General features: G+C 37.9%; 18 protein-coding genes and 1 riboswitch. Of the genes, 13 read left to right on the top strand and 5 right to left on the bottom strand.

Annotated elements, in window-relative coordinates:
• Positions 1–39: 39 nt before the first annotated feature.
• Complete coding sequence (locus ACFX4G_RS24975; RefSeq protein ID WP_043976672.1) at positions 40–1,146, bottom strand: mechanosensitive ion channel family protein; 1,107 nt, start codon at positions 1,144–1,146, stop codon at positions 40–42.
• A 291-nt stretch (positions 1,147–1,437) separates the two neighbouring features.
• Between ACFX4G_RS24975 and ACFX4G_RS24970 the strand changes: the two genes are divergently transcribed.
• Positions 1,438–2,403 (top strand): bile acid:sodium symporter family protein, encoded by a 966-nt coding sequence (locus tag ACFX4G_RS24970; RefSeq protein WP_043978279.1) that lies wholly within the window; start codon positions 1,438–1,440, stop codon positions 2,401–2,403.
• 157 nt (positions 2,404–2,560) lie between these two features.
• Positions 2,561–3,013, top strand: a complete 453-nt coding sequence (locus tag ACFX4G_RS24965) for a CBO0543 family protein (protein ID WP_377577689.1) — start codon at positions 2,561–2,563, stop codon at positions 3,011–3,013.
• A 63-nt stretch (positions 3,014–3,076) separates the two neighbouring features.
• On the opposite strand, the gene ACFX4G_RS24960 is transcribed toward ACFX4G_RS24965, so the two are convergent.
• Both ACFX4G_RS24960 and ACFX4G_RS24955 read right to left on the bottom strand, forming a co-directional pair.
• Entirely contained in the window at positions 3,077–4,510 is a 1,434-nt protein-coding gene (locus ACFX4G_RS24960; protein ID WP_043978284.1) for an alanine/glycine:cation symporter family protein, read from the bottom strand.
• A gap of 277 nt (positions 4,511–4,787) precedes the next feature.
• Positions 4,788–5,408 carry a LysE family translocator gene (locus tag ACFX4G_RS24955; RefSeq protein ID WP_377577686.1) on the bottom strand — a complete coding sequence of 207 codons (621 nt, stop codon included), beginning with the start codon at positions 5,406–5,408 and terminating at the stop codon, positions 4,788–4,790.
• 220 nt (positions 5,409–5,628) lie between these two features.
• Here ACFX4G_RS24955 and ACFX4G_RS24950 point away from each other — a divergent pair, with 220 nt between their 5' ends.
• From ACFX4G_RS24950 to ACFX4G_RS24935, 4 genes are all read left to right on the top strand, one after another.
• The gene (locus ACFX4G_RS24950; RefSeq protein ID WP_230184504.1) at positions 5,629–6,111 is read left to right on the top strand and encodes a GNAT family N-acetyltransferase; all 483 of its coding nucleotides are present in this window, start codon (positions 5,629–5,631) and stop codon (positions 6,109–6,111) included.
• Positions 6,108–7,034: a DMT family transporter gene (locus ACFX4G_RS24945; RefSeq protein ID WP_230184503.1), complete on the top strand. Its 927-nt coding sequence runs from the start codon at positions 6,108–6,110 to the stop codon at positions 7,032–7,034. Before ACFX4G_RS24950 ends, ACFX4G_RS24945 begins: the two co-directional genes overlap by 4 nt.
• 24 nt (positions 7,035–7,058) lie before the next feature.
• A complete protein-coding gene (locus ACFX4G_RS24940) occupies positions 7,059–7,997 on the top strand; it encodes an MBL fold metallo-hydrolase (protein WP_043978291.1) in 939 nt (312 codons plus the stop codon).
• A 202-nt stretch (positions 7,998–8,199) separates the two neighbouring features.
• A complete protein-coding gene (locus ACFX4G_RS24935) occupies positions 8,200–9,051 on the top strand; it encodes a VOC family protein (protein ID WP_230184501.1) in 852 nt (283 codons plus the stop codon).
• 474 nt (positions 9,052–9,525) lie between these two features.
• Here the strand turns inward: ACFX4G_RS24935 and ACFX4G_RS24930 are convergent, their stop codons facing one another.
• On the bottom strand, positions 9,526–10,911 hold the full coding sequence (locus ACFX4G_RS24930) for a protoporphyrinogen oxidase (protein ID WP_377577682.1): 1,386 nt from the start codon (positions 10,909–10,911) through the stop codon (positions 9,526–9,528).
• A 221-nt stretch (positions 10,912–11,132) separates the two neighbouring features.
• Between ACFX4G_RS24930 and ACFX4G_RS24925 the strand changes: the two genes are divergently transcribed.
• From ACFX4G_RS24925 to ACFX4G_RS24900, 6 genes are all read left to right on the top strand, one after another.
• Positions 11,133–12,458, top strand: a complete 1,326-nt coding sequence (locus tag ACFX4G_RS24925) for a metallophosphoesterase (RefSeq protein WP_043978299.1) — start codon at positions 11,133–11,135, stop codon at positions 12,456–12,458.
• A 159-nt stretch (positions 12,459–12,617) separates the two neighbouring features.
• On the top strand, positions 12,618–13,040 hold the full coding sequence (locus tag ACFX4G_RS24920) for a GtrA family protein (protein WP_013084632.1): 423 nt from the start codon (positions 12,618–12,620) through the stop codon (positions 13,038–13,040).
• 37 nt (positions 13,041–13,077) lie between these two features.
• Positions 13,078–14,763 (top strand): DUF6044 family protein, encoded by a 1,686-nt coding sequence (locus ACFX4G_RS24915; RefSeq protein WP_097824431.1) that lies wholly within the window; start codon positions 13,078–13,080, stop codon positions 14,761–14,763.
• Between the two features lie 12 nt (positions 14,764–14,775).
• The gene (locus ACFX4G_RS24910; protein WP_043978303.1) at positions 14,776–15,765 is read left to right on the top strand and encodes a glycosyltransferase family 2 protein; all 990 of its coding nucleotides are present in this window, start codon (positions 14,776–14,778) and stop codon (positions 15,763–15,765) included.
• 109 nt (positions 15,766–15,874) lie between these two features.
• Positions 15,875–16,315, top strand: coding sequence for a hypothetical protein (locus ACFX4G_RS24905; protein WP_253351767.1), 441 nt, complete (start codon positions 15,875–15,877; stop codon positions 16,313–16,315).
• 81 nt (positions 16,316–16,396) lie between these two features.
• The gene (locus ACFX4G_RS24900; RefSeq protein ID WP_043978308.1) at positions 16,397–16,843 is read left to right on the top strand and encodes a GNAT family N-acetyltransferase; all 447 of its coding nucleotides are present in this window, start codon (positions 16,397–16,399) and stop codon (positions 16,841–16,843) included.
• 12 nt (positions 16,844–16,855) lie between these two features.
• Here ACFX4G_RS24900 and ACFX4G_RS24895 read toward each other — a convergent pair whose 3' ends face one another.
• Positions 16,856–17,152 carry a hypothetical protein gene (locus ACFX4G_RS24895; protein WP_377577678.1) on the bottom strand — a complete coding sequence of 99 codons (297 nt, stop codon included), beginning with the start codon at positions 17,150–17,152 and terminating at the stop codon, positions 16,856–16,858.
• Between the two features lie 121 nt (positions 17,153–17,273).
• Positions 17,274–17,375: riboswitch (SAM riboswitch) on the top strand.
• Positions 17,376–17,444: 69 nt separating this feature from the next.
• On the opposite strand from ACFX4G_RS24895, the gene ACFX4G_RS24890 reads away from it, so the two are divergent.
• Complete coding sequence (locus tag ACFX4G_RS24890; RefSeq protein WP_043978312.1) at positions 17,445–17,783, top strand: hypothetical protein; 339 nt, start codon at positions 17,445–17,447, stop codon at positions 17,781–17,783.
• The last annotated feature ends 34 nt before the right edge of the window (positions 17,784–17,817 follow it).

Genomic DNA, 17,817 nt, shown 5'->3' with positions numbered 1-17,817 from the left:
AAAGAAAGGAAAAAAAGCTGACTTAGTAGTCAGCTTTTTTTAGCTTCGAGCACTTTCTAGAAATTCTTTTGGATTGCCAGAAAGCTTTCCGTCCTGCTCAACGATGAGTGTGCGCGTAGGGAAAGCAAATTCTACGCCTTCTTCTTCAAGAATGTCCATAATTTCGAAGTTTATATTTTCTTTTACATCTAAATAATCAGCAAAAACGGTTGTATTTGTAAAGAAATACAGATAGATATTTAGACTGGATTCATAAAAGCCGTCAAAATTTACAAGAATCGTTTCATTGTGAATTTCTTCGTGCTCCGTCAGCATCTTTTTAATTCTTGTCACTACGGTTTCTAACTTTTCTTTTGGTGTATTATAATTCAAGTTTAAATGAAAGGCAATTTGACGTTTTCCCATCTTAGCCCAGTTAATAATAGGTTCATTAGAAAGAGTAGCATTTGGAACCGTTACGACTGCTTGAGCGAACGTTCGAATTTTGGTGCTTCGAAACGTAATATCTTCTACAACGCCTTCAACACTCGGTGTTTTAATCCAATCTCCAATGGTAAAAGGCTTTTCGGTAATAATCACAATTCCGCCGAATAAATTACTAACGGTGTCTTTAGCGGCTAGGGCAAAAGCAAGGCCACCTAAACCAAGACCCGCTACAAAGCCGTTTACGTTAAAACCCCACTCTTCTGCGATGATGGAGATAGAAAGCATAACAACAACGATGCGGATGAACTTTTCAATAAAAGGAATAATGATTCGATCCACTTGGATATCGAAATTTTTGGCAAACGTTGCAAAAAATAAATTGGTAGAAGCAGCTAAATTATACAAGCCCCATCCTGCAAGGCCAACAGAAGCTGAACGAACTAAATGTCTTTCCGTGTCGGCTGTTAAAACATCAAAGGGAAGATAGGGAAGAGCAAGCTTGAAACCAATAATTACAAAAATCCAGCGCAGCGGCTTTTCAAAAGCTTCCAAAACGCTCGTAATTAAATTGATTTTTTTATTTTTGACAAAACCAATAATAAACTTAAACAAATAAGTCGTGAAAAGCTTGCGAAGAATTAAAAAGATCAAAAAGATCCCAATCGCAATCACGATTTTTTTCCAATCATCTAACGATGATAGAGACTTCAAAAAATCCATACAATCCTCCTAATTACCAAAACTGTGCTACAGTCCATTTATATCCGTCGATCGAAAGCATTTCTATGTAGAGTGTTCTTTACCCTAAATTCATGCTTTTTAAAAGCTTCTTCCCTATTAAAATAGCACAAAAATACCTTTAAATCTATTTAAGTGATAATTATGAATATATCTCTTTTTAGTAAAAGAGACAGACAACAGTCTGAAAATAAGTTGTATAATAAATAGGTGATATTATAAACGTTAATGTATCTTCTTATTTATTGAAAACGTTCGTTGGAGGGAGAAGTTTTGTTAAGTCAATTGAATAGAATGCTAGAAAAATTGATGCCGTTTATTACGCCGGTCAGCTTGCTCATAGGAGTTCTTATCGGTTCGTCATTAAGTCAGTATGCCTTCTTAATTCCATGGCTTTTTGCATTAATGACGTTTGCCGGAAGTTTGAATTCAAATTTTCACCAGTTAAATGCCACGATACACCGTCCATTTCCAATCATTATGGCCCTGTTTGTTTTACATATTTTTATGCCAGCGTGGGCTTGGAGCGTTGGCCAAGTGATTTTTCCACATGATGTATTTACAAGCACAGGTCTTTTGCTAGCAGCGATCATTCCAACAGGAGTGACTAGTTTTATATGGGTCTCGATTTACAAAGGAAGCATTCCTCTTGCGCTATCCATTATTTTAATTGATACTCTTTTGGCGCCGCTTATCGTTCCTTATACACTTTTATTGGTAGTTGGAGACACCGTGCATTTGGAAGCGCTAAAGTTAGTCAAAGATTTGTGTTTTATGATTGTCCTTCCATCTTTGTTAGGCATGTGCTTAAATCAATATACAAAAGGAACAATTAAGCAGACATTAGGACCAAAGCTGGCACCTGTTTCGAAAATAGGGCTAAGTGTGATGGTTATGATAAACGGGGGAGTAATTGCACCTTATTTAAAACATATTGATAAAAAACTGCTGTTTATTATCGTGATCGTCTTTTTAATGAGTTCAGCTGGTTATTTCTTCAGCTGGATGATTGGCAAATGGCTAAGATGGGACCGAGCAAAAGTTGTGACGCTTACGTTTTGCGGAGGCATGAGAAATATTAGCGCCGGAGCCGTGTTAGCCGTATCTTATTTTCCAGCTCCCGTTGCTGTACCCGTCGTACTGGGGATGTTATTTCAGCAGGTATTAGCTGCTTTATCAGGGCGTTTAGTTCAAAACTATTACGAGAAAAAAGACGCTGAATTTGTTTCATTAAAATAAATGGAAGAAGTAAGGGAGGAACCATAGTAATCATAAAGTAAGCACTCTGTTTTAATGACGAGGGATAAGGTGCTTTTACGCTTGCTGCGTTCAAGATAACGAGATGATTAGAAAAAGAAACGGTGTGGCATACTAGAAAGAAAAAGGTCGGATATTTTTGCTTATCAATATAGCGCTGGCGTTTGTTTTACCTTGGATTTTTGGAACGTTCTATTTACATCCTAAAAATCGTCGTTTACTGCCTTTAGTAGGAACTGCTTTTTGCATTTTAGCAATCGTTATCAATGAATTAGGGAGCTATTATGGTTTTTGGAAACTCCGGACTTCTTTAGAAAATGAAGCATTAGAAGCGCTGCCTTTTAATTTAGGCGTCTATCCTGTATTGGCTAGCTATATGATTTTTTTAATCCAGCGAATTGGAAAGCCTCATTTTTTTATTTTTCTTATTGCGCTGTTTACAACATGTTTAGAAGGAACGTATGTGCATATGGAAAGAGTTACATACGGAAACGGATGGAATCTCGGCTGGACATTTTTTTCCTACTGGATTCCGTACGACGTGATTTATTTATACTATAGGTATTTGGTTAGTCTTAGACTGCTTCACTAGAAGAAAGAAAAAGAAGTAAATTTGCACAATAAAAAAAGCCGTGAATATTCACGGCTTTTTTTATTAGATCGCTTCTTTCGAGCTAGATTTATCTTTTGAATGATCCCATGCATCAATATTATCAAGTCCAGAAATGCTGTCTTGGTAGAAGACAGGGTCTTTTCCAGCTTTCTTTTGAGCAAGATAATCTTTCAGTGCTGCAAAAGAAATTTTCGAGAGCAAGAGAATCGCGATTAAGTTGACTACTACCATCAAGCCCATAAACAGGTCTGCTAAATCCCATACAAGCTGAATTTGAGAAATAGAACCGAACACAATCATTGCAAGTACAGCAACACGGTAAGTTACTAGCCAAGCTTTATTTGTGTTCAAGAACTCAATATTTGTTTCTCCGTAGTAGTAGTTACCGATTAATGTACTAAAAGCAAATAGGAAAATCATAATTGCAAGAGCACCTGTTGCCCAAGAGCCAATGTGAGTGCTTAAAGCAGCTTGTGTTAACTCAATACCGCTTAAATTTTTATTTGTATAAGTACCTGAAAGCAAAATGATAAAGGCAGTACTACTACAAATAATAAGCGTATCTGTTAATACACCAAATGCTTGAATCAATCCTTGCTTTACCGGGTGGCTTGTTGTTGCAGCTGCGGCTGCATTTGGAGCACTACCCATACCAGCTTCGTTTGAGAATAATCCGCGTTTAATTCCTTGCATAAGAGCTGCTCCAAGAGAACCGCCGGCAATTTGATCGAAACCAAATGCATTTTTAACGATTAACGCAATAAGAGAAGGCATCTCTTGAATGTTCATGATAATAATGAAAAGTGCTACTGCAATATAGGCAACAGCTAGTACCACAACAATGTATTCTGACATTTTTGCAATACGCTTAACTCCGCCAAAAATAATGGCAGCGAAAGCCACTGTCATAATAATTCCTAACACTAAACGATTTGTTCCGAACGCATTTTCAAACGCAAGAGTAATCGTGTTCGATTGTACAGCATTAAAAATTAAGCCGAATGATAAAGTGATTAAGACAGCAAACAGTCCGCCCATCCAGCGCTTCTTTAACCCTTTTTCCATATAGTAAGCCGGTCCGCCTCGAAAGCCGCCGTCTTTGTCTTTTACTTTGTATATTTGTGCTAATGTACTTTCGATAAATGCTGAAGCTGAGCCAATAACGGCAAGCACCCACATCCAAAATACAGCACCAGGTCCCCCTAAAGCGATCGCAATCGCAATACCTGTAATGTTCCCCGTACCAACGCGGGCTGCCATACTGATACAAAACGCTTGGAATGGCGAAATTCCGTCTTTAGAAGAGCTATCCGCACCTTCTTTTAACACACGAATCATTTCTTTTAATAACCGAATTTGTAAAAATTTTGACCTGAATGTAAAAAACAAACCAAATGCAATCAGCATCGCAATCAGTAAGTAGGACCAAAGAAATTCGTTGATTGAACTAACAAAACCTTGAACTACTTCTTGCATAGTTTCACCTCTTCATGAATTATAGTAGAATAATAATAAAAAACGTGAATTTATAGAATTTTCCCTCTATTTAGATAGATCTCCCTATTTCCCCGCTGTTTTTCTTCATTATCCTTGTCGAATCTTGTTGCTAAATCTGAACCTTATATATATATAAAATAATAATTTTGGTCTTTTGTCAACTAACCTCACATGGAAAAATAGGGTGATATGACAAATGAAGCGGGTATGAAAAGGCGATAACAGCAGGGGTGAAAGAAATTTCAGTTTGTTTTACTTAATTGTTGCTAGAAAATAAAAGTTTTAGGCCAAGTACGCCAAAAACCGTTCCTTTTACATATTTTAATGTGTGCTGAAAGATACGGCTTTTTTTGACTTTTTTCCCAAGGCCAGAAGCAAATAGCGCAATAAGTGAAAAGATGATGAGCGTTTCGGCGATAAAGATGATACCAAACAAAATCATTTGCAAACTTACATGTCCAAGAGACGAATTAACAAACTGCGGTAAGAACGTAATGAAGAAAATAGCTACTTTTGGATTGGTTAAGTTGCTAACAAATCCTTTTCTAAAGTGATGGTGCTGCTGAACGTTTTCTGTTAATTCCAACGAACCGCTTTTCTCGCGAAACGATTGGTAGGCTAAAAACAGCAGGTACAGAACACCTATAACCTTTAGAATCGTAAAGGCAATAATTGATTTTTGAAAGATAATAGATAGCCCCACTGCGGCTAAAAGAGTATGTACAAATGTTCCCGTAATAGATCCTAATACGGTTTTGATGCCTGCTTTGACGCCTGAAGCAATACTTTGTGTCATTACGAAAATCATGTCTTGTCCTGGTATTAAGACAATGATAAGTGACACGGCTATGTAAGGTATAAGCCAAGAAAATGTCATGATGATTCCCTCCCAACAGAATTTTAACCATTTCGACAAAAAGTTCTCAAGAGTGTGTGCTAATGAATTAATAGATTAATGGAGTAAAGTTAAGAAGGTGTAAAAGCGTAAAAAGAGGTTATTCTCCTTAATAAAAATCAATAAAAGTGTAGGAAAAAAATAGGTGGTGTTGTATAATAATTCGATATACTTAATTTTTATAGAAAGAGGGTGAAAATTTATGAAGTACTGTTTAGCACAGCCGGAGGACGCTGCTACAGTTCATGATCTTATGCTGCAAGCCTTCTCCGTCTATCGCGATTCTGTCCCACCGTCCAGTGCTCTTGATGAAACAATAGAATCTATTATGCAATCGTTAAAGCACGGAAAAAAAGCTGTCATGTTATACGTCGAAAATAAGCCGGTAGCGATGGCGCGTTTTACGCTAGAAGAAACAAGCTTATATTTTTATCGCCTGTCTGTTATTCCTGCTTTTCAAGGAAAAGGAATGGCTAAACAGCTTATTCAATGGTTAGAAACATACGCCAAAGAGTGTGGCAAGGAAAGTTTATTATGCAAGGTGAGAATGAGTGTTTTTCGTAATATAGCTTTGTATGAATCAATCGGCTTTTACATAGAGCAAAAAGAAATCGTACATAGAGACGGAGTGGATATTCCCGTAGTAAATATGAAAAAAGAGATTCTAAAAGGAGTAATGGCATGAATAAATCAACTCTTCCTTTACCGCCTCCTGTCTTTCTTTTAATCGGTGTATTAGCCGTTTCTTTTTCTTCTATTTTAATTAAATGGTCGGACGCGCCTGCTTCTATTTTAGGAATGTATAGACTGCTGTTTACGGTCCTTTTATTTTTACCGTTTTTACCATGGAGGCAAATGAAAATTCTTTTTAAAAACAGCACGGTAAAAGAATGGCTAATGCTAGCTGTATCAGGCGTGTTTTTAGGGCTTCACTTTCTGTTTTGGATGGAGTCTTTTTCACATACAACAGTTGCTAGCGCTATGATTTTGACTGCGCTTGAGCCGGTCTTCGTAGTGATAGGAGCTTATTTTTTATTTAAAGAAAAAACAAGCAAAGTAGGAATCATCAGCATTTTAATTGCTGTTAGCGGCTCGGTAATTATTGCATCGGGAGATATCGGAGTAACCAAAACGGCTCTTTACGGAGACTTACTTTCTATTTTAGGTACAGTAGCTGTTTCTGTTCATATGCTCGCGGGGCAAGAATTATGCAGGAAAATGCCTTCAATCATCTATAGCTTCGCCGTTTTTTTTATCGGTGGCCTGGTTCTATTTGTCTACAATATTTGTACAAATGTATCGCTGACTCAATATGACATAAAAGATTGGTGGATCTTTTTGCTTTTAGCGCTTATTCCTAATATTTTTGGTCATGCCTTATTTAACTGGCTGTTAAAGTACGTAGGTGCTACGACAATTTCAATGGCTATTTTAGGCGAGCCAATTGGTGCCATCATTCTCGCTTATTTCTTGCTTGGAGAAATGACAACTGTTTCTCAGCTAGTGGGAGGAATGATTGTGATGATTAGTGTGATGATCTTCTTAAAGTACAAAGCAGCAGAGCCGGAAAAAGTCATGGCTCTTCAAGAAAAGTCCAATATCAGCTAATTGGATAGGCAAGCAGCACCGAGTATGATACAGTTTATTTATCATTATTTACCATTTGGTAAAGAGGCTTTTATTAAACTACATAAAGCGGGTGTAAATATGCTGAAAAAACTAACGGACCATGTTTATTACTTTCCTCATTCTGAAGAAACGGATCGGCCGGTGCTCGGGCTTATCTGCGGGGAGAAGTATAGTTTCATCGTAGATGCCGGGAATTCTCCTGCGCATGCATCATCATTTTTAGAAGAAGTGGAAAAAATGGGCGTCCCTCCAATCAAAGGAGTAGCTATTACGCATTGGCACTGGGATCATACATTTGGTATTCATGCAATGAATAAGTATACAATCAGCCATCATTTAACAAAGAAAAAGCTGGCCTATTTAAAGACACTGCGCTGGGACGATGATTCCTTGGATAAACGCGTCCAGGAGGGGGAGGAAATCGAGTTTTGCCGGGATATGATCAAGAAAGAAATGCCGAGTCGAGAGACGTTAATTTTACAGGAGCCGGACGTAACGTTTCATCATCATATGGAAGTTGACCTAGGTGGAATCACTTGTTGCATTCAGCATATTGGCGGAGTACACGCGCAGGACTCGTCCATTGTCTACATACCTCAAGAAAAAGTCCTGTTTTTAGGTGATTGTCTATGTCCAGATTTTTATAGCGGTGACTGGAGTTATGATAAAGAAGACTTTGAGCGGATTCAGAGAGAGCTTAAAAAATATGATGCGCAGTATTATCTCTCATCTCATTTTGACCCTGAAACTCCTGAGGAACTTTGGCAAGATTTAAACCAATTGAGTGCGATTGGAGAAATTGTAGGAAATGAAGTCGATTTAGAAAAAGCATGTTTTCAGTTTGAATGTGAAACGTATAAAAAACCAACAAATGAGCAAAAAGAGAGAATACAGTATTTTGTTAATGGAAATGTCAAACGCAAAAGCAGAGAACTGTTTTGATAGTTTATGCCTAATGATAAATAAGCCCGCCTGTTCATACTATGTTATGAGCAGGCGGGCTTATTCAATTGGTTGTGCAGTGATATAAGTTTTAAGTTATGATAGTAAAATAAATAACTTGACGAAATAAAGTTATAAAAATATAATAAGTTACATAAAGTAAGTTGATTAAAAAATGATACATTCAAAAGGAGAAATAATCATGAACTTTCACCGTGCACCTCATGTATTTGTTGGGAAAGTAAATTTAAAAGTAGAAAATTTAGAGCGTTCACTTGCTTTTTATCAGCAAATAATCGGGTTTAAACTTTTAGGGAGAAAAGAGAACAAAGCTCTGTTAACAGCTGATGGACGCACGGCGCTGTTATCGATTGAACAGCCGGAAAACGTTACAGCAAAACAGCCTCGTACAACAGGCTTATATCATTTTGCTCTATTGTTGCCGACTCGTTCTGATTTAGGAAGTATACTGCAGCATTTGTTAAATAGCGGTTATCCGCTTCAAGGGGCGTCTGATCATCTAGTGAGCGAAGCGCTGTACTTGGCAGATCCAGATGGAAACGGCATAGAGATTTATCGAGATCGTCCGTCAAGTACATGGGAATGGAATGACAGTGAAGTAGTAATGGCTACAAAACCTTTAGATGCAGAAGCGATATTAGCTGAAGGAAACGGTAAACCATGGACAGGATTACCTTCTGCTACCTTAATGGGACATATTCATCTTCACGTTTCTGAATTAGAGCAAACGGAAAACTTTTATCGAAATGGATTAGGTTTTGAGGTTGTGAGCAATTACCATAATCAAGCATTGTTTATTTCAACTGGGCGCTATCATCATCACATCGGACTAAACGTTTGGAATGGAATTGGAGCGCCTAGTCCTCTTGAAAGCAGCGTTGGTTTAGAGTCATTTACACTTGTTTTTCCAGCTGAAGAAGAAAGGGAGCAGGCAATAAATAAGCTTCGTGAAATCGGAGCAGCTGTGTCTAAAGAAAACCAAGATTTCATCACAAAAGATCCATCAGGCAATATAATTAGATTAGTCCTTTAACATAAAAGCTGCCGCAATTGGCAGCTTTTATTTATCGCAATGTTCGTCAAAATAGGAAAGAAATGTACACTTTTTTCTCAAATAGTAAGATGATAATGGCGAAAACGGTGTTATTTTCAGGGAAATAAACGAAGAGTCTTACGTTTAAAAAAGTTTGTAAACAAGCGGGCGTGGGAATAAAATACATATCAAGCATCATTTCTTATCGTTATTGAATTTTTATATAAAGTCTTTTCATATAAAACCTTGAAAGAAGGGAGCGGAAACCTGTGAGATATAAAGTGAAACATTGGCTTAGATTAACTTCAGACGAGCGCTATCTTGTATTGTTTGCTACTGCTGCTTTGCAAAAAGAAAAGCGATAAAAGAGTTGTTAATAGTAAGGAAAGTAGCTTTATATGCTAACGAAAAGGTAATAAAAGGCCTGAAAATAATATATTTATTTTCAGGCCTTTTATTGTTTTCAAACCTTTTTTAAGTCAACTGTTGAGAGATAGCTTCAGCCGTTTGTTTGCCGTTTGTTATACACGCTGCAATGCCTACTCCATAGTAAGAACAGCCAGCTAATGTAATAGCGGGGTGCTTGTCATGGAATTTTTGAGTCAAGCTGCGTACAAGTTCACCGTGTTTAAGGTGATAGGTAGGCATCAATTTATCCCAATTGGTTACGTCGCTTTCAATAGGCTCCTCTTTGATTCCTAAGCTGTTTTCAATGTCCTTTTGTGCCACTGCTAGCAGCTCTTCTTTTGACATCGTCCGCAGGCTGTCAAAGTGGTGACTCGTACTTTTATAAAACAGGCGAACTAACAAATTCCCTCGCTTAGAAGTGTGAGCCCATTTTTTGCTCGTCCACGTGCAGGCATTGGCGATTAAGTTGCTTGATTGAGAGGCAATAAATCCAGTGCCTTCAGCGGGAAGGTATTCGTCTGGAACGTCATAGCCGATGTATACGCTAATGAGAGAAGAATCTTTTAACTGCTCAAAGTCTTCGTTTAATTCGGGATCGTTCAACAGGTGCTGAGCAGCCGTGTGCGGTGTAGCTAACACCACATAATCTGCTGAATAGGCTTGCCCCGGCGTGCTGATTTGGTAGCGTTCACCGTCCCGTTTTATGCTGGTAGTTGGCGTATCTTTTAAAATCGTTACATCAGAAAGCTCTTCTTCTAAGCGGTGAATAATCGTTGATAAACCTTGTTTAAACGAAATGAATTTTTTATTTCCTACCGTTTTGAATTTTTTTTCATTGGCTCCCATTCCTTTGATGATGCTGCCGTACGTGTTTTTGTAGTCGAGCAGATACGGGAGAGTCGAAGAAATCGTAAGTTTGTCTAAATCGCCAGAGTAGACGCCGGATAAAATAGGTGCAATTTGCTTTTCTACTAGCTCTTCTCCTAAAAAATGTTTTAAAAAGAGTCCGATTGAGCTGTCTTTCGTAAACGTTGTATTTTTAGTGATTAAGTCTTTTAAAGCTGTAATTTTAGCTTTTGAAGAAATCAGCTCGCTTTTAAAAAGAGATTCCACGCTTGTTGGAATACCGAACATGGTATCTTCAGGAATTGGAAGCAGCTCATTAGCAGAGTAAATAAACGATTTGCCCGTTTCGTTATATACTAAATCGTTTGTTAAGTACAGCTCTTCTAGCAGAGGCATAACGTTTTCTTTTCGAGCTACAATAGAATCCGCCCCTGTTTCCATGATAAATTCCCCAGCTTCACGCGTATTGATTTTCCCTCCTAAATGGGCATGTTTCTCTAGTAATAATAATTTAACCGGGAGATTACGTTCTCGTTTTAGTTTCTGCAAATAGTACAGAGTGGTTAAGCCCGTAATTCCTCCTCCAATAACAGCGACCGTTTTCAAAATATTCACTCCTACATTTTCAACAATTAGTCTGTAATATACGAAAATCATACCACTATGACTAGGAAAAGTGTAATGAATTGATTGTGAACATAGTGTGTGCAAACACGAAAAGAAATATTGAAACTATACGATTAGATATTTTGAAATTACATAAAATAAAAGCTCATACACGTAGAGAAAATGACTGAGACGCAGCAGTGAAGAAAGGAGGAAGCATCATGCTCGGCGGTTTTATGGAAACGCTGAAAAAAGACTGGCTCGCTTTAGTATTAATAAGTGTTCTTATATGCGGTATTACCTTAAACGTACGAGCCGAAGAGAAGAGCGGACGAAGCGGATACATCGAACCAAAGCTAGTTTTTCCTGTGATCAGTGATGTTCATATTAAGGAAACAGGAACGCTTGATTTGCGTACTTTTCAACATGCATTAACGCAATTAAATGAACAGGCACCGAAACAAGATGCATTTGTAGTAGTAGGAGATTTGGCTGATACCGGCGCGTTAAAAGAATACGACCGCTTTTTTTCTATTTATAATCAAAATAAACAGCCGCAGGCCGTATCTCTTTTTACGATTGGTAATCATGAATACAGGGACAGCGTAACTAATCAGCAAGCGCAGCAGCGTTTTTTATCTAAAACTAAAATGAAAGCTCTTTATTTTCATCAAGTGATAAAAGGATATCATTTTATCATGCTTGGAACAGAAAGCCGTCTGACCGCGGGTGATTATTCAGTCAAACAAATTAACTGGCTTGCTGAACAGTTGAAGATAGCAAAGCGAGACGATCCTAAAAAACCGATTTTTGTCTTTATTCATCAGCCTATTAACAATACACTGTACGGGAAAAACAGATGGGGGATAGAAGTGAATGAACAGCTTCTTTACAATACGTTAAAACCTTATCCGCAAGTCATTACATTTTCTGGTCATACCCACCATCCGCTGGACGATCCTCGTACTATTTTTCAAAGAGATTTTACATCTCTTGCAACGTCTTCTGTTCGGTATATATGGCCTGGTGCCGGATATTTACAAGGTGAACTTCCTCCTGGCTACCGAGATGTGAGTCAAGGTCTTCTTGTAGAGGTTTATAATCGAAAAGTAGTCGTTAAAAGGCGAGATTTTCACGCAAATAAGTGGACAGGAGAAGCGTGGGAAATTAACATACCTGCAGATGCAAAAAAGTTTCACTACACGAATGAACGAGATTTAGTAAAACCGATTTTTCTCCCAAGCTCTACTATTTCTGTTATACAAGAAAAAGCTTCATCGAATCAGCTGTATATCCAGTTTACGCAAGCGGTGGATAATCTGATGGTTCATTCTTATCGCATTACCGTCAAAAATAAACAAACTGGAGAAGTGGTCAAAACATATAATGCATTTTCTCAATACTACAGCGATCCCGTTCCGGATGTTCTAAGTCTTCCGTTATCAGGTTTACAGCCTCATACTGCGTATCAAATAGAAGTAGCGGCAGTGGATGCGTTTGACAATCAAAGCGACCAAAAATTAATCATTGAAGGCTCTACTAAATAGCTAAAAGAATCCTGATTTTTATTGATTCTTTTAGCTTTTTTTCATCTGTTTTTAATGTTATTTTCATTAGATTTTTAAGTGGAGTTGCTACACTGAAACTGTATTTAAAGTCATAATATGTAATTTTAATGAAAGTATCAAAAATCAAAAGGAGTTTGTATGAAAGGATCTTTTGTACGTTTTTTAGTAGTGGGACTGGTCAATACAGCAGTAGGTCTTTCCATTATGTATGTGCTGCTTCATATTTTTCATCATTACTGGGCAGCAACGTTTATCGGAAACGCAGCAGGAGCAGTCGTCAGCTACGTGTTAAATCGAATATTTACGTTTAAAAGCGGAGTTCATTTATCTACAAGCATACTGCGTTTTATTTTGGTTATCGGCGTTTGCTACGGCTTGTCTTACTATATTGGACTGCAGTTCTCCAGCTGGTTATTGCATCAACTTCCTGCTGCTGTGCGTCCGTTCAAAAAAGACGTCGGTATATTAATCGGAACAGGTCTGTATACGCTTTTAAATTATACGGGTCAAAAATACTTTGTATTCAATACAAAAAAAGAAGCAGTCGTCGTACACGATTAGCTTCTAGCAATTATGAAATGGAAATAGGTGTTAACAGATGAAGAAAGAAACAGCTATGAATAAAGAAAAAACATTGCTTATTATCGCTTTCCTTTTGCTGCTTGCGTATGTATCCCCTATGTTTTTGCTCGGGGAAAATTCACATATACGCGTGCACGATAATTTAGACTCAAATATTACGTGGTATAAAGTTCTGCATCGAAGCGGAGAGCTGTTTGGCTCCAGTCATGCCGTATTACCTCAAATTATTAATGGATTGCCGAGGAATACGTTTGGAACAGAATTTAGCGGTATTCAGTGGCTGTATGGTTTATTTCCGACCATGCTTGCGTACAGTCTCAGCCAAACGATCACGCGCGTATTTGCTTTAATTGGAATGTACTTATTATTAAAAAAGCATTTTATTAAAAGTGAGGATGCTTATGCGATTCGAGTGCTTGTATCACTTGCTTTTGCACTTACGCCATTTTGGCCTTCGGGCATGCTGAGTACATTAGGACAGCCGCTGGCGCTGTGGGCGTTTTTAACCATTCGAAACCGCGAAGGAACGTGGAAGGAATGGCTTACTCTTTTATTACTTCCGTTTTACGCGAGCTTTGTTCTAGGATTTTTCTTCTTTTTAACGGCGATGGGAATGCTGTGGCTAAGAGATGCAGTTAAAAAACGAGTTTGGAATATTCCTTTTTTAAGCAGTATTGCAGCGATGACCGCTGTCTTTCTGCTCATTGAATACCGTCTTGTTGATTCTCTTTTATTTCCCGAGGCCCCGACGAGTCGAAATGAATTTTTAAGCTCTACTCTAAGTTTCGGACATTCCGTTCGCCTTGCTTTTAAGAACTATACGCTTGGGCATACGCATGTAATGACGCTTCATACCTTTGTGATTTTACCGCTTTCTTTTATCGTACTTTGGATCGTTGCTCGGAATCAGAAGGGGAAGCTTGAAAAAACGTTTTTGCAGTTATTTATCCTTAATCTACTACTGTCGATTTGGTATGCGTTTTGGTTTTATAAAGGATGGGAGCCGTTAAAAGAAAAATATCAGCTTTTTAATACGTTTAACTTTGCTAGATTTCATTTTTTACGCCCGCTCATTATTTATTTGATGTTTGCAGTTGGCAGCTATGTTTTATGGAAACGGAGCAAGGCGTGGAAAAAGTTTGTGTGGGTGTGTTTGATTTTACAGCTGCTTGTGTTATTTATAGCGAACCCTGAGCTTTATTATCGCTACAATCACGAGCCGTCAGTCAAAGAATTTTATGCTGTCCATCAATTCGATGAAATCAGCAGATATATAGGGAAACCTAAATCATCTTATCGGGTAGCAAGCATTGGGCTTCATCCATCAATTGCTCAGTATAACGGCTTTTATACGCTCGATACGTATAACAACTTCTATCCGTTAACGTATAAACATGAGTTTCGCAAAATCATTGCCAAAGAGCTTGATAAAAATAAAAAGTTAGAAAGTTACTATGATCACTGGGGCAACCGCTGCTATGTGTTTGTTAGCGAGCTAGGGAAAAAATATGATTACCGAAAAGACTCAACGAAAAAAATCCGTCATTTGCAGCTTAATATCAGCCAATTTAAAAAAATGGGCGGTCGCTATATCTTTTCAGCTGTGCCAATCGAAAATGCTGAAAGTGACGGTTTGCACTTTTTAAAAGCGTTTAACGATAAACAGTCCGCTTGGAAAGTGTATGTATATGAAGCAAAGTAAGGGGGCAATAACATGAACAGACCTATTTTAACGATTGTTGTTCCATGTTACAACGAAGAAGAAGTATTCACAGAAACATCTTTTCAATTAACTACTGTAGTAAAAGAACTGATAAATGAACGTCTTGTATCAAGTGAAAGTACCATTTTATTTGTAGACGATGGAAGCAAAGACAGCACGTGGTCGCTTATTGAAAAAGAAAGCTGCAGCAATTTGTTTGTAAAAGGGTTGAAGCTAGCGCGGAATGTAGGACATCAAAATGCTTTGCTCGCAGGACTAGAAGCAGCCCATAAGCAATCTGACTGCGTCATTTCCATTGACGCAGATTTACAAGATGATATCAGCGTTATTCGTACTTTTATAGAGAAATATTGGCTCGGGTATGAAGTCGTATATGGTGTTCGAGACAGCAGAGAAACTGATACATTTTTTAAACGAACCACGGCAGTAGGGTTTTACCGTTTTATGAATAAGCTAGGAATTCAGCTCGTTCAAAATCACGCCGATTTTCGTCTCATGAGCAAACGTGCTCTTGGTGAACTTATGAAATATAAAGAAGGCAACGTCTTTTTACGAGGCCTTGTACCATTAGTAGGATTTCGCTCCACGGAAGTCACATATGACCGCAAAGAACGGACAGCGGGCGAATCAAAATATCCGTTAAAGAAAATGCTTGCTTTTGCATTTGATGGAATTACATCTTTTAGCGTAGCGCCGATACGCTTATTGACGCTGCTTGGAGGAGCTTCTTTTCTCTTTAGTATTGCGTTTGGTATTTATGCGCTGATTCAAAAATATTTAGATCATACGCAAATCGGCTGGACGTCTCTTATTTTATCAATTTGGCTTGTAGGCGGCTTGCAGCTAATGGGAATGGGTCTTGTCGGAGAATACATTGGCAAGATTTTTAACGAAGTGAAACAGCGTCCTAAATATGCGATTGAAAGAGATTTATATACAAAACACTCATTAGACAAACAAAAAGATTTGCTTATGCATTAATTTAAGAAGCTTCTCCTAAATGGAGAGGCTTTTTTTGTTAAAGCGTTTATCATAATTTTTGAGTGAACAGGAAATGCTACTACTAAAATTTCTAAGGAGATCAAAATCTATGAAAAGACTATTTTATACAGTCAGCACTTTTTGTTTTGTTTGGCTTGCTTTTGCAGCCATTCATGTCAGCGCTCTTTCGATTGAGAAGCTTCCAATGAAGAAATCATCTGAACAATGGTCGGTTGAACTGACAAAAGCGAGCATGACGGGAGATAATCAGCTAAAGTGGAAAAATAATGTCTATCATACATATGGATTAACCGTTGAAAACATTGGAAAAGACGTAGAGCGCGTGCAGGTCCAAGCTTTTCGGCACGAAGGAAAAAATAAGGCGAAATACAGCTTGTTTTCTCCTATTGAAAGGTCTAACTTAAGCAAAAGCGGTCAGCGTTTTCGCTACGCGAATTTTGCTGTTCCTGGAAAAGCGGCAAGTTTAGACATTATGATTAACTGGACGGACGAACGAGGCAATCATCAAGAACATTTTGAATTTAAATAAAAGTCTTCGCTTAGGCGAAGACTTTTTTTGCAGGAATTTATCCTCGCATGTGGAAAACGAACACGAAAGGAGAGATCCATAATGATTGCAAAAGCTACTGAAGAAGAATTACAGGAAATTCGGACGAAATCTGCTGATGCGCTGTTTGAAGGAACGATGAAGCAGTTTCATCCGTCAGCTGAACGCGTAAATGAACTAGTTGGTAGTGCCTTTGAAAAAGGCTGTTATTATTTAGTTTTAAGACAAGAAAATAAACTCGCAGGCTGGGTTCTTATCGGCCCATCTACCGACTTCTTTTCAAAAGAAGAAATTGGCTTTATCTACGAATTATATGTTGTACCCGAATACCGCGGGCAAGGTTTAGCCAAGCCGTTAATGCAAAAAGCAATTGATGAATTGTCTATCAAAGGATACCCTGAAATCAGACTCAGCGTTCATGCTGGGAATTTTGCACAGCATGTGTATCGTGAACTTGGCTTTGTAGATAAACAAATATCAATGAGCTTCCAAGTGGCAAAACGTCCGTAACGTTGATGAATGTCAGCGAGTCCATAAAACATAAGATGTTATACATGCGATGAGGTTCGGTAATGAAAGTAAAAGTAAATAAGTAGCCCAAACAGCGCCTTTATCTAGTACTTCAAGGGCTCCTCCAGCTGTATTGTCTGAGGAGGGGGGGGCTTCAAGCGCGTTCATAATCAAAGCCGCTGCTGCTAAAATAATCCCTCCAATACTTCCGGTTGTTTTGACAATTGCAATATGGAAAGTAGATGAAAAGGCAATGCTGAGAAGCAGCAGCAAGCTTCCCAAAAAAGCAGATAACATATATCGTTTCATGTGCTCACCATCCTTTATGAAAGCATACCATATTTTACTTCTTTTTTCTTTTTATTGAAAAGCTATTGACGTAACCTATAAAACATATTAGAATAGTCAGAAATAATTTAAAAACGAAATATTCTTATCTAGAGAGGTGGAGGGACTGGCCCTTTGAAACCTCAGCAACCACAATTATTGAATGGTGCTAATTCCAGCATAGCCTAGCTCTGACAGATAAGAAGAGGAATCTTTTTCTATGATGAAATCCTCTTCTTAGGAAGAAACATTTCGTATAGAAAAGGTGATGACATTGAATAATACACAAACGAATTTATGCATTAATGATTATTTAGATCTATACTTATTAGCAAAAGAAATAAAAGACGAAACGTGGCAGCAGGAAATTTTAGCGGCGCTAAAAACGCATCAAAATCGTTCATTTGAAGAAAAACAATCCGCTCTAGTTCAAGAGATATGGGAAGATTTTAAACAGTTAAATGAAGATATTTCTTTTACGTATCGCTTAATTCAAGAAGAGCCAACTAACGAACAATTTCAGGCTAACTTAAGGCACTTGAGAGAACGGCGGATCACGCTGAGCCGTGAGTTATATTTAGCTAAAAAACAGTATGTTGAACACACGCAATAAAAAGATCCGCTTGAGAAACAAGCGGTTTTTTTGC

The sequence above is a fragment of the Priestia sp. YIM B13486 genome (assembly GCF_042787865.1).
Lineage (GTDB): Bacteria > Bacillota > Bacilli > Bacillales > Bacillaceae_H > Priestia > Priestia megaterium.
Note: the sequence above shows the minus strand (reverse complement) of the source record. Positions and strands in the feature narration are given on the sequence as shown.